The organism is Nocardia sp. NPDC051787, assembly GCF_040681325.1.
Lineage (GTDB): Bacteria > Actinomycetota > Actinomycetes > Mycobacteriales > Mycobacteriaceae > Nocardia.
On record NZ_JBFAYO010000021.1, the window covers coordinates 131,338 to 143,472 of the forward strand.

General features: G+C 64.1%; 11 protein-coding genes. 4 read left to right on the forward strand and 7 right to left on the reverse strand.

Annotated elements, in window-relative coordinates; all coding sequences use genetic code 11:
* Positions 1–378 precede the first annotated feature (378 nt).
* Both AB0M45_RS22490 and AB0M45_RS22495 read left to right on the forward strand, forming a co-directional pair.
* The gene (locus AB0M45_RS22490; protein WP_364332360.1) at positions 379–1,269 is read left to right on the forward strand and encodes a hypothetical protein; all 891 of its coding nucleotides are present in this window, start codon (positions 379–381) and stop codon (positions 1,267–1,269) included.
* Entirely contained in the window at positions 1,266–3,419 is a 2,154-nt protein-coding gene (locus AB0M45_RS22495; protein ID WP_364332364.1) for a helix-turn-helix domain-containing protein, read from the forward strand. Before AB0M45_RS22490 ends, AB0M45_RS22495 begins: the two co-directional genes overlap by 4 nt.
* Positions 3,420–3,500: 81 nt before the next feature.
* On the opposite strand, the gene AB0M45_RS22500 is transcribed toward AB0M45_RS22495, so the two are convergent.
* From AB0M45_RS22500 to AB0M45_RS22525, 6 genes are all read right to left on the reverse strand, one after another.
* On the reverse strand, positions 3,501–4,211 hold the full coding sequence (locus AB0M45_RS22500) for an ESX secretion-associated protein EspG (RefSeq protein ID WP_364332367.1): 711 nt from the start codon (positions 4,209–4,211) through the stop codon (positions 3,501–3,503).
* A gap of 1,357 nt (positions 4,212–5,568) precedes the next feature.
* Entirely contained in the window at positions 5,569–6,195 is a 627-nt protein-coding gene (locus AB0M45_RS22505; RefSeq protein ID WP_364332370.1) for a DUF3558 domain-containing protein, read from the reverse strand.
* A complete protein-coding gene (locus AB0M45_RS22510; protein WP_364332373.1) occupies positions 6,192–6,560 on the reverse strand; it encodes a hypothetical protein in 369 nt (122 codons plus the stop codon). Before AB0M45_RS22510 ends, AB0M45_RS22505 begins: the two co-directional genes overlap by 4 nt.
* A gap of 78 nt (positions 6,561–6,638) precedes the next feature.
* Entirely contained in the window at positions 6,639–7,217 is a 579-nt protein-coding gene (locus tag AB0M45_RS22515; protein ID WP_364332376.1) for an LppA family lipoprotein, read from the reverse strand.
* A 32-nt stretch (positions 7,218–7,249) separates the two neighbouring features.
* On the reverse strand, positions 7,250–9,007 hold the full coding sequence (locus AB0M45_RS22520) for an alpha/beta hydrolase (protein ID WP_364332379.1): 1,758 nt from the start codon (positions 9,005–9,007) through the stop codon (positions 7,250–7,252).
* Positions 9,004–9,321, reverse strand: coding sequence for a hypothetical protein (locus AB0M45_RS22525; RefSeq protein ID WP_364332382.1), 318 nt, complete (start codon positions 9,319–9,321; stop codon positions 9,004–9,006). The genes AB0M45_RS22520 and AB0M45_RS22525 overlap by 4 nt, the downstream gene beginning before the upstream one ends.
* Before the next feature lie 105 nt (positions 9,322–9,426).
* Between AB0M45_RS22525 and AB0M45_RS22530 the strand changes: the two genes are divergently transcribed.
* A complete protein-coding gene (locus AB0M45_RS22530) occupies positions 9,427–9,900 on the forward strand; it encodes a hypothetical protein (protein WP_364332385.1) in 474 nt (157 codons plus the stop codon).
* Between the two features lie 366 nt (positions 9,901–10,266).
* On the opposite strand, the gene AB0M45_RS22535 is transcribed toward AB0M45_RS22530, so the two are convergent.
* The gene (locus AB0M45_RS22535) at positions 10,267–11,268 is read right to left on the reverse strand and encodes an IS481 family transposase (RefSeq protein ID WP_364332387.1); all 1,002 of its coding nucleotides are present in this window, start codon (positions 11,266–11,268) and stop codon (positions 10,267–10,269) included.
* A 206-nt stretch (positions 11,269–11,474) separates the two neighbouring features.
* Between AB0M45_RS22535 and AB0M45_RS22540 the strand changes: the two genes are divergently transcribed.
* Positions 11,475–12,135: DUF262 domain-containing protein (locus tag AB0M45_RS22540; RefSeq protein WP_364332390.1), on the forward strand; the 661-nt coding region annotated here is incomplete at its 3' end.

Here is a 12,135-nt window from a genome sequence, read left to right on the forward strand (position 1 = left end):
CGGTGCAGTATGACCGCAAGAAAAACTCCCGGCGACGGCGACGCCAGGGGCTCGAAGAGGACTTCTCGTACTTCCCAGGTTAGCGTGCCCCGACTGCGGAGCCACGTTAGACGGCGACCGCCACCTGGCCCATGCGAGTACATGCCCCGTCGGTATGGGTGCCGACCGTGCGATGCAGGACGACCGGGAGTGGTTCGAGGAGCACCCTCTGGCCCGGCTCCGGCGGCGACCGCTATCCCACGCCGAAGGAGTCGACCTGGCAACCGCGCTAGGTGTACCGGGCGCTTCCGTCGCGGGCACGGTGACCGTGCACCAAGTCACGCCGGGACTGAGGGTGCGGACCTTCGCCCGGTGTCATCTGATGTGGGGTGGTCGTCCTTGAGTATTTACGCGACTAGCCACATAAAACGGCCGCGGCGAACCAACGCCGAGATCGCCGAGATCGACGACATCATCTACCGAGTCGCTGAGGCTGAGCACCCGCTTACGATCCGGGGGGCATTCTACCGGGTTATGTCCCTGGGCGCCGTGCCGAAGACGGAGCAGGGCTACGCGGTCGTGCAACGGCGGGTGCTGGCGATGCGGCGGGGCGGGCGTATCTCCTACCACTGGTTTCGTGACGGCACCCGATGGGCTTTCCGTCCGCAGACGTGGCGGAATGTCGATGCGGCACTCGATGATGCGGCGTCGAGCTACCGGCGAAGCCTGTGGAAGGACCAGGGTGTTCACTTGGAAGTCTGGTCCGAGAAGGATGCGATCACCTCTGTCGTCTCCGGCGTCACCGATGAGTGGGATGTCCCGCTGAGGATCGCGCGCGGATTCTCGTCGGAGTCATTCTTATGGCAGACCGCGCGTGACATTGTTGCGGACCGCAAGCCCGCCGTCATTTACCAATTGGGAGACCATGATCCGTCGGGCGTCGCAGCATGGGAGCACACCCAACGGAGACTGCGTGAGTTCGCGCCGAAGGTCGACTTCACGTTCGAGCGTCTGGCCGTGACTGAAGCGCAGATCGAGGACTACGGCCTACCCACCCGGCCGACGAAGAAATCCGACTCGCGTGCAAGGAATTTCGATGGCCGGTCCGTCGAGGTCGACGCCTTGCCGTCGCCGGTGCTGCGCGAGCTGGTCGGGAACGCGATCGAGCAATGGATCGCCCCGCATGAGCTTCGCATGAGTCGCATGGTGGAGCGGAGCGAGCGGGACCTGTTGTATCGCATCGCGAACGAGCACAGTGATCCTGAAAATGGCGGGGGTATGATCCCATGACCGCGCTGGACATCGCCCGTGCGCTGATCGGGTTCGGCATCCCAGTGTTCGTGGCCCATAAGGCGGTGGACGCCGAGGGTGGCTGGGACCCAGACGGAGGTACCGACCACTGCGGGTATGACCTGCCCCGGAGATGGCAGTTGACGCGGCCTGATCCGGCCGTGCTCGAGCAGTACCGCGACGGCGACGCGCTGGGCATGGTGTGTGGACACGGAATCGATGCACTGGACTACGACCCGCGGCATGCCGGCGACGTCACCAGGAATACCATGCTCGCGGCCGGGGTCTGGCCCGCCTCATATGGGCGCACTGCGACACCGAGCGGCGGTGGGCACGAGTTCGTCGCCGCCCTGGGCGTGCGTAGCCGCGACGGCGTGCGGCCCGGGTTGGACGTGAAGGCGGGAGTCGACGGGCAGGGCTGCGGCTTCGTGTTCCTGCCGCCGACCCGGAAACGGTCCAAGGCTGAGGCAGACCACGGCGAGGTTCGCACTTACGAGTGGGTAGTAGAGCCCGAGCTAGACCGGCTTGCCGAGGACGGACCCGACGACGACTCCGGCGCCGCCATCGCCAACATGGTCGATGAACTCCGACCCGAGCCACTCGCCGATGAGCCACCCGGTGAACACGTCGAGTACAGCACGCTGACCGCAGACCAGCGCGAGAGGGTGGACCGCTACATGACGAGGACGGTGGACGGCATCCGCGACGAGCTGCGGGCCGCGAAGAACTGGACACGGGGCTACCGGGACGAAAAGGGCCGCGGATGGGAAAAGTTGTGTTCGGATGCCGCGTACCGACTCGGGCAGCTCGCCCGCGAGCACTGGAACAGCTTGACGGTCGAGCAGGCCGGGACGGTCCTTCTGGACACCGCGCCGCGCGACTACAGCTGGACCGAATCCAACATCAGGGAGAAGTGGCGTCTGCAACGTAACCGCAGGCCACTGAAGGGGCTGCCGACCGCGCTAGCAGATCTGCGGACTGAGCTGACTGTATTGGATGCTGAGCCCATCGGCATCGAGCAGGCGCGGGCGGTGTTTCGGAAGTGGCTGGGTGCCGAGTTCGACACGGGGTCACTTGACGTGGTGCTGGCTACGCTCGCGGTGGAGCGGCTCGACGGCGACCCGCTGTGGCGGTTGCTGGTCGCCGGGTCGGGGAACGCCAAAACCGAAACGGTGGCGGCCGCGGAAGGCGCGGGAGCATGCGTCACCTCGACCATCCGATCGGAAGGCGCGCTGTTATCCGGTACGTCGCGGCGGGAACGCGGCCACGATGCGACCGGTGGGTTGCTCCGCAAGCTCGGGGACCGCGGCGTGCTGGTGATCAAGGACGTGACCACCGTGCTGTCGATGAATCGCGATGGTCAGGCGGAAGTTCTCGCCGCGCTGCGGGAAGTCTACGACGGGCAGTGGGAACGCAACATCGGGAGCGACGGCGGACGAAGTCTCAAATGGACCGGCCGTATCGCGGTCATCGGGGCCGTCACCACCGCCTGGGACAAGGCACATACCGTGGTTGCTGCCATGGGGGACCGTTTCGTGCTCGTGCGCACCGACTCGCGCAAGCACCGCATCGCGGCGGGTAGGCGCGCTATCGGAAACACCGGCAACGAAGTCGCGATGCGGCAAGAACTGCGCAACGCGGTGGCCGGGGTTCTCGCGGGGATGAACACCGAGCCAATGACCGTGACCGATATCCTGCTAGCCGCAGCAAATCTGGTCACAGTGGCTAGAACCGGAGTCGAGTTCGACTATCGGGGCGATGTCATCGACGCCCACAACCCGGAGATGCCGACGCGGTTCGCCAAGCAGCTGACGCAGGTTGTGCGCGGCGCTGTGGCGATTGGGATCGGGCGAGACGACGCACTACGGCTAGCCATCCGGTGCGCGCGGGATTCAATGCCACCGCTACGCCTGGCGATCATCGACTACCTGGCCGAGCATCCCGGCGCTTCCACATCGGAGGTACGCAAGGGCATCGAAAAGCCGCGCGCCACTGTGGATCGTCAGCTTCAGGCCCTCCACGTGCTCGGTGTTGTGGAGTGCGACGAGCAGGAGTATAGCGAGAACGGCCGTAGCCGATGGTTCTACCGTCTGGCCGAAGGAATCGACCCTACAGCGCTGAACCAATACAAAGTGTGCCAGAAAAATTAGTACAGGGTGTATGGGAATATGTGAAGAGAGAGCGATAGCCATTCTCCAGGTACCAACAAATCTGGTACAACGATCCGCGTGCTACGCCTCCATCAGCCGAGTGAGGCATCGACGAAACTCATCAGCACTACATGGGTCGATGCGGAAGTCGCCATGCTCGCGTGTGTAGGTGTAGCGGCCGTCGCCCTCGACATCGAACCAGCTCAGGTATCGGGGTGGAAGAGGGCGTGCCGCGCGGCGGTCACCCAGGATCTCGATATGCCCAGAGCCGACGCGAGGTGCGGCAAGCAGGCTACGCATCCGGTCGAGAATTGACGACTCGTCGCGAACCAGCCCAACAACCGATTGCGCCTCCTTGAGCCGGTCCCAGGACTCGACCATGCTGGTATGTCGACCCGCGGGCTGATTTCCAGAGACAGCGGCAAGGACCTTCGGCACCAACCCCGGAGAGCCGACCTCGATCACGACGTTGCCGCCGACTGCAGGCTCCGGGCCGGGCCGCTGCACCATCGTGACACCGATGTTCGCGGTCACCGCACCGCAGGCCCGTAGCGGATGTCTCCGGTTACCGATCAGGATGAGCGACATGTCTGGGTCTGCAGCGGTCCGCAGCACCGGCAGCAGATCAGGATCCTCGAGCACCGGAAGTCGCCGCCGCAGCTCGCGTTCGATCTCCTCCCATTCGTCGCGCCACGCCACCGACGGCCGCAGGCTCAGCGGGACGGGGTTGCGGTCGGCGCCCAACTGTTGCCAGGCATATAGGAATTCGTCAGGGCTGTACTCCCACCTCATCGACTGCGCTCACCCGGATCTGGTCGAGGTTGGTCGCGGGCGTCGGTCCAGTCATCAGACGGTGGTGCAGCGCCCGCACCGAACACTGGCGGGGTAGTTGGCGTGCGTTCACCGACGAGGTCGATCTTGTTCCGCTCATGGACCAACAGCTCCCGGCGGCCCTGGTGCTCCTTGTCGTCGTCCGAGGACTTCCCCCGCGCACCGGGTGGCATCATCCCGGGCATACCCGGCATTCCCGCCGAAGCGGCGTGCCGTGCCGCAACACCACCAGGCACACCGGACGGGTTGCCAGCTCCGGGGCTCCGGACGCTGTGCCCTGGACCCCCCGGGCTTGCCGAGGTGCCCGGACCGGGCAAACCTGGGATTGTGGAGCTTGGTTGTCCGGGCGCACTCGCCGGAGCAGCTCCCGTCGGTGTGGTATTGCCGGGACTGACGCCGGCGGGCGTGGTCGATGCTGGCGTACCGGTGGTCTGCGGACTGCTTCCTTGGCTCCCGGTCGAATCCGCGGCCGCAGCGGCTGGTGAGACTCCTGCAGTTTCGGTCCCCGGCTCTCCCCGGGTGTCAGGCCCACCGGGCGCGGTCGGTTCACTGGAGCCACTGCCGACCTGCTGGTTACCGTTGGCTAAGCCTGCTGTCGAGCCCAGACCGTTGGGTACCGGCAACCCCGGGCCGTCCGCTGGCGAACTCGGGGCGACGAAGGTCGGGACTCCTTGTCCGGCAGGCTCGTATGTTGGCACGTAGTAATTCCGCATCGCCCAGATGGCGGTCTGATGCGCTTCCTGCTCGATCGCCCGCTGAGCGACCGCCTGCGCGGGACTTTCCGCACCCGCAAGCGCTGGAATCGGCGCCGACGGGGGGACTGGCGGAATTTGTGCCTTCACCACCTCTGCCCCAAATGCGGAAGCCTCAATCCGCTGGTACGCCCCTTGGACGACGTCCTGGATATCGCCCAGCTCGTTCAGGAAGCGTTGCGTCGCGGCCTGCACTGCGTCCGCTGAGGACCCCTCCCAGCCTTGCGCGATGCTCATACGCAACCTCGCGTTGAGACCCATTATGTTGGCCAGGAAGGCGTCACCAATCTTCTTCCACGCCTGCGCCGACGAGTGCATGACACCAGGCTGCATTGCCTGCGCCTTCTCGTAGATCTCCTGATGCGACAGTCCGGCGAACTCCTCCATCCGCTGGATGTAGGCAGGGTCCCGTCCTCCATGACCAACCAGACGGTCCGCCCCCTCGGCCCCACGCTGCATCGTCTGCGACGCATCGCGTTTCGGCGCCACCTTCGAATCAAGACCCGGAATCCCCGGCAAGACGGGGAACGGGGACCCAGACGGGTTCGACTCGTCGTTGCCCACGATCAGTTGTCCTTACCGATGGAAGGTTCAAGGGCTGTCGCGGCTTCTACTATGCCGTCGCAGGGCTTGAGGCCCTTAACGCGGCCCGGGGTGCTAACGAAGAAGGAAAGACCGAGATACCCCGCCTTCGTCCGCATGTCGAGTGAGCACTCGTCGAGATTGGTCTTCTGGGTGATAACGGCTTCACGACCATTGATGGTCACTGGCTGCGTCTTCCCTGCATACTTGCTCTTTACCTCTTCGAGCGCGACATTCCCGGAATCGAGTTGCAGGGTCCTATCTGGAGTCCTGAAATCACATGTGAGGAAAGTGTATTCACCGACAATGTCATTGCCACGCTTCCGTGTGGCCGGGTCGAACCCGAGTCGAGCAATCACGTCATCTTCGACCCACGTGCAAGGATCGACTACAACCTTGGGGCGTCCACCGGCTTTCGTGAATTCGTTGTCCTGCGAAGGCGGTTGGAGCTTGGAGGCCGTCAAGGTTGGTCTGCTGAGGGTTGTCGTCGCCGTGGCTGGCTCAGATGCCGACGACTCCGATGCCGGGGTGCCGTCGTTCGAACACGCACCCAGCGCTCCGATAGTCAGCGCGAGCACCGCTGTCCTATGGCCGATGGCACCCCATTTCATTGTGTGACCTCCCGGGTCGCGGTGCTAATCGCGGCTGCGTTGGCAGCGTCCGCCTCGTCGAGCATTCCAGCTGCGCGGAGGATTGCCGCTTTCATGCGAAGCGCACTTTGTTCCGCCGCTATCAGGGCTTCTGCCCCCTGAACGGCCTTGCCCTCGAACCCAGACTGCAATTGCTGCGCTGAGTCGAATCCGCCAAATCCATCGAGCTTTTGGAGTCGTCCCATCTCCTCTTGGCGAAGGCGCATCATCTCCGCGAACCAGTCGAAGTGGGCCGCACATTCACGCGCGGTATCTGGTTCAAGGCGGAACTGCCCGGCTACCGCTGCCTGCCACAGTTCGGCCGCCGAGGTGTGTCCGATGTCCATCACTGACCTTCCTGCTACAGCGTGCGGTTACCTAGTTGGACGTGCCGCGCGACCAGACGGTTCCACCTGCCACGAATATCACCGAATCGACGGGATAGGCGAGCCGAACTTGTCCTGCGGCAGGTGGCATCCGACGGTTCCGGAGATGATGGTGACACGGTCGCTGCCGATCCAGATCGTCGTGCCAGTATCGGGGTTGTAGAAGTTCGCGCCACGCCCCACCTCGGCGCTTGGTTCCTCAGTTGCCTGCCGCTGCTGGATGGCACCGAGAGTGGCGGCCAGCGCACGTACCCGTTCGACATACATGCGCCAGACGTCGTCAGGTATTCGTGTATCCGAGTACAGATTTTGAAGTCGCACCGTTCGGCCCTCTGTCTGGTCGAATGGCCGCGGACAGCTGGCGACCTCTCGGTCGCGGTTCGGGCCTAGGCTGATTCCTGGCACGAGTTCGCTGGCCACCGCGCCAATCTGTTCCATGATCGTCCGCACCTGGCGTTCGGCTTCTTCGAGGCTGGGTCGCTCGAGAAGCTGCTGCGTAGCTTGCCGAGTTTCCTCGTCCGTCGTCCGTGGGTGCGGATCATCGGCCGCCTCGTATACCACGACCGTCAGCACGACAGCCGCGATAATCGACAAGGCGATGCTCGCGAGAATGATCACGACGGTGAGGCTTGTCCGTTGGAATCGGGTTCTCATCGCATCGCATTCTCGGGTAGTCCTGCCACGATTGCGGCGAGGTTGTATCCGGAGCGGTGCAGGTTACCGGTGCTGGGGTCGGTGCGCGGGTATTCGGCATGTCCCGATGCCCCCGTGTAAGTCCGACCATCAACGGTGATCGGATCGGTGCTGAGAGGGGTGATCCAATCGATTTGGTTAGGGCTGCGGCCGAAGCTGCTGAAGTTCGCCACCGGGTCATCGTGCTCGGTCATCTGGTACACGTGGTGGCTCTGCAACCCTAGGTCAGCCGGCGAGTCGACCATGTCGTTCACACCGGACATCGCGATCAACCCGGGAAGCGCGGGGATGGGGGCTGCCGGAATATGTCCGCCGAGGCCCGGTGACCCGTAGAACACGACGTCGTCGACCGCCCTGCCGTTCTCTTGGAGCGCCAAACTGGTTGTCAGTGACCCGTACGAGTGGCCCAAAGCCGTGATGTGCGGATCATTTTGTGTGCTCGCGACATCGAGGCCCTCGTAGAACTTGGCCAGCACCGGCGCTGCTTCCTGCGCACGGTCCGGAGATGCAACGTTGACGATATCGAGGTCGTTGTATGTCTTCTGCGGCGGGTCGTAGCCGATCCACGCGATTGTGGAAACGGTCTCGTTCGGTCTTCCCGCCTGTGACAGTTGTGACTCGGATTCCTTCTTGAGTTGCTCTGCTTCGTTGACCATGCTGCCCAGCGATTCACGCACGTTCGTGCCAAGGCCCGGAGTGGTGACCGAAACGTGGTCGGCGCCATCCGGGTCACCGACCGCGACGGCGGCCCGCACCTGCCGCCCGGATTGCGTATCGAGCACCATCAGCTGCCGAGGCGGTTTGCCATCCTGGTTCGCGATCGCCTTCTCCACCGCCAGAAGGTCGTCCCGGCGCTTCTTGGAGTCTTCGAGCTGTTGCTGCGCATATGCCGATGTAGGGCTGGCCTTCACAAGTGCCTCGTTGACGGCGACTTCCTGATCGAGCCGCGCCTTCTCGATCGGAATCAGATTTCGGTTCGCCTGATCTCGCACGCTGGCGGGCAAACCATCGAGATTACCCACGGACGCGGGCTGCGTGTTGATCACCGACGCCTGCTCCTGGGGTGTCAGCGAATCCCACCACGCGCGATTCTCCTGAGGGGTGCCGTTCTTCGGTGCCGGCTTCGGCTGCGAGGTCGGCGTGGTCGCATTGCCGAAGGAATCCGCGGCTGGTAGGTCAGCGAAGGCGATGTTGATGGCCCTTTCCGCCTGGCTATCCACGTCGGCAGCGTGGTTCAGCGCCTGCTTGACGAATGCGGTCTGCTGGTCGGAGGATGTCCGAAGCGCCGCCATGGCGGTGACGTACCTGTTCGCATCACCGTTGACGGATGCGTAAACGGCGTGCTTGGTCGACTCCCTGATCGTGCAGGTGCCATCAGGAGCGACATCCAGCCCCTTCGCCTCGGCAGCGGCCTTGGTCTGCTGCACCAGGGACTTGGCTGCAGTGAAGTTCAAGCTCGCGATCTTGGCAGCATCACGGCCTTTCTCCAACGCCTCCAAAGCTTTCCGGGCCTTGTCGTAGACCTGCCGAAACCGATCGCGCATCGCGTCGCCAGCCCGGCCCTGGAATGTCTCGTGAGAGCCGTCGACAGAGCGGTTTTGGACATCGAGGTTGGTACGCAGTTCGTTCGCCTGCCGATCCCAGTCGCCTGCTTGGGCGATGAATGCTTCGGGACGCCAACTCAATACCTGCGGCACGGTCAGGTGCTGGCTCATCGCACACCCTCGGTGGCCGCACCGATTCCGGTGGCGGTGGACTGATCACGCTGCTGATAAGTCACAATCGCACCGACGACGGTGCCGCCCATCTCCATCATCGCGGTGGCTACTGCGCCCATCGCTTGGTCCGCTCGACGGCTCGCAGCGTGGTAGGCGTTGGGCGCGTTGGCACCTGGGAAACCGTCGACCATCCCGTCGGCGAGAGCACCACCCCGGCCGACCACGCGGACCTGTTCACCGGCAGTTCCGAGCCCATCGGCAAGCGCTCGGGTGGCGGGGATGTCGAGATACAGAATGTCTTGTGCCCCCAAGTTTTCCCCCTCGGTTCGCTTGGCCACCCTCCGGCCCGCTGGTTTCCCGGTCCCCGGTCACTATAAGCTTCGGCGGCAGGAATCAGGAAACGGGGAGGACTTCTCATGTCGGATATCGACCCGCTCACCAGCAACATCGAACAGCTGGAAACCTCCCTCGCCCAGCCCGCCACGGCGTCCATGGCTGGTGATGTCGCAGCCGTGGAAGTCGGTCCGGATGGAAGCCTACGCGCGATCCGGCTCACCGATGTCGGCCGTCGACTCGACCCCGACACCCTTGTCGAGGCTATCGTTCGCCTGCACGCCACCGCGCTCGCCAATGCGCGCAAGTCCGTTGCCGCGGCGATAGCGCAGATCGAGAACGATCCCCGCCTGCGCGCACAGCACGAGCGTGCCGTTGACGCGCTCAGCCAGCCGTTGCCTCGCGAAGTTTCTCCAGCCGCGCCATCGTGGTCGCAGCCGCGAACTCCTTCCTGGCCAGCTCCGCAGCAGTCCAGGCCGCAGCAGCGACGCGAACCGACGCCGGAGGAGGACGAAGAGATGGACCGCTACTACCAACGCAAGAGCTGGCTCGAATAGTGAGCGGAATGTCGTGCATCCCGCGCCTGACCCTAGACCCACCGATGCTCTTGTGAGTGATTTCGGGTACGGGCTGGTCTACCGTCATTTGCACTGTTTGTCCTGGTCAGCCCCGCTCATCGTCTCGACGGGCCTTCAGTCTGGTCCGGGACAACACAACCGATTGACCGCCGACCGCCACGCTCAGGATGGGTAGGACAAGGGACGGGGCCCCGGTTCTGCTAGTGACATGACATTCCTTAGGGGGTGTCACGACCGCGAGATGTTGCGGCAGTGCATACCCCTCGGTCACCGCGTCCGCCCATAGGAGACGACCCGCTCTGCGTATAGCGGCCACCAACGTTCAGCTCGTTTCCTGGGTTACGTCTAGCTGTATGAGGCCGTGACGTTGGTAACGCCGGTGTGGAGGCGGCTGGCTGGTGGCCGGTTTCCGGCGGCCGAATGTGGTCGATGGTAGTTGTAGTGGATGTTCCAGACGCCGAGCGCGTCGCTGCGTTGGGTTTCGCTGGTCCATTCGCGGGCGTAGAGGAATTCCTCGGCCAGGATGCGGTGGTAGCGCTCGACCTTGCCGTTGTGCCGTGGCGTGTACGGGGTGATGCGTTGGTGGCGGGCTCCGAGCAGGACTTTCGCAAAGTCGGTCGCTTTGTAGCATGCGCCGTTGTCGGTGACGATCCGCTGAATGTGGAGGATGCCGTGAGCGGCGAAGAATGCTCGCGCTCGGAACATGAATCCGATGGCGGTGATGGCTCTCTCGTCCGGCAGGGCCTCGGTGTAGGCCAGCCGCGAGAAGCCGTCGACCGCGGTGTGCAGAAATACGTAGCCGGTGCGGGTGCCGCGCTTCTTGGCTCGGGCGACAGCCTTGTCCCGATCGGAGCCCTTGCCGTGCACACGCCAGCCGCCGCCGTCGGGGATCCTTCCGACCTTCTTCACATCGACGTGCACCATGTGCCCGGGACGGTGGGCGGTGATACGGCGCGGCGCCCGATTGGATGCGCCGGTGGGGTCGAGAAATCGCCGCCGGGCCAGTCCCAGCCGGGCCAGGTGGCGGGTTACCGTCCGCACCGAGATCATCGTGCCCTCGGCACATAGTTCGGTGGCGATGCGTCGTGCCGACCATTTGCGCTCACGTCGCAGCTGTTCGATCCGCACGATCGTCTCGGCCGGTGTCGCTGTCGGTGACCGGTGCGGCACCGAGGACCGGTCGAGCAAGCCCAGCTCGCCGAACCGGCGAAACCTGTTGACCCACTTACTTGCACATTGACGTGACAGGCCCATCTCGGCGGCGACATGAGCGATCGCCCGGGTCTGGCAACGTTGTACAAGCCGGTAGCGGCCCTCGACGGTCAGCGGAGCATTACGGTGAATCACGGCGGTTCTTTCAGCTTGCGGCGGACGTGGGAGTTGGCGCTTCACATCCTGCCGCCGAAAGAACCGCCCCTCAGCTCACCACCTTTGCCACCGCGTCACCAACGTCACGACCCGCAACATCAGCAGCATCCCGCGCCGCCGAGGCGTTGTCGGACCTCGCTGCTAGGGTCGCATGGGCATGGCGGCTCCCGTCGAAAGGACCAGTAATGACAGGCGGTTTGGCGTCGGTGCGGGCGTTGCACACTGGGACCGAGAGCTTGATCGATCTCGCGCGTCGGATCAAGAGTGGTGACATCCTGTTGCCCAAGTTCCAGCGGGAGTTCGTGTGGAACCGCAAACAAGTTTTGGAACTACTGGATTCCGTCGCGCGTGACTATCCGATCGGTAGCGTACTGCTGTGGCAGAGCCGTGAAGAGTTGGCCAGCGACCGGGCGATCGCCAACCTGGAGGTGGCCGATCCGCGGGAGGACTACCCACGAAACTATCTGCTTGACGGGCAGCAGCGGTTGTCCACGATCTGCGGGGCGTTGTACTGGATGCCTGAAGGCGACCCGGACAGCTATTGGAACATCGTCTACGACCTCGCCGCCGAGGAATTCACTCACGCCTCCACGCTCGAGAACCCGCCAGTGCACCAAATCCCCGCGCGTCTACTGTCGGACGGGGCAGCCTTCTTCCGGTGTGCTGGTGCGAATCTCGAGGAGTATCGAGACCGGGCCGACAGGCTGTACAGGCGCTTCCAGGACTACAAGATCGCGGTCGCCACCATCAATGTCGACGATCAGGTAATTCCCCCGGGCTGCCGTCACGGAATTCCTCCATTGGGCGTGCCTCGTTGCGAGCGTAGCGAGCGCTCTCGGCTGGATC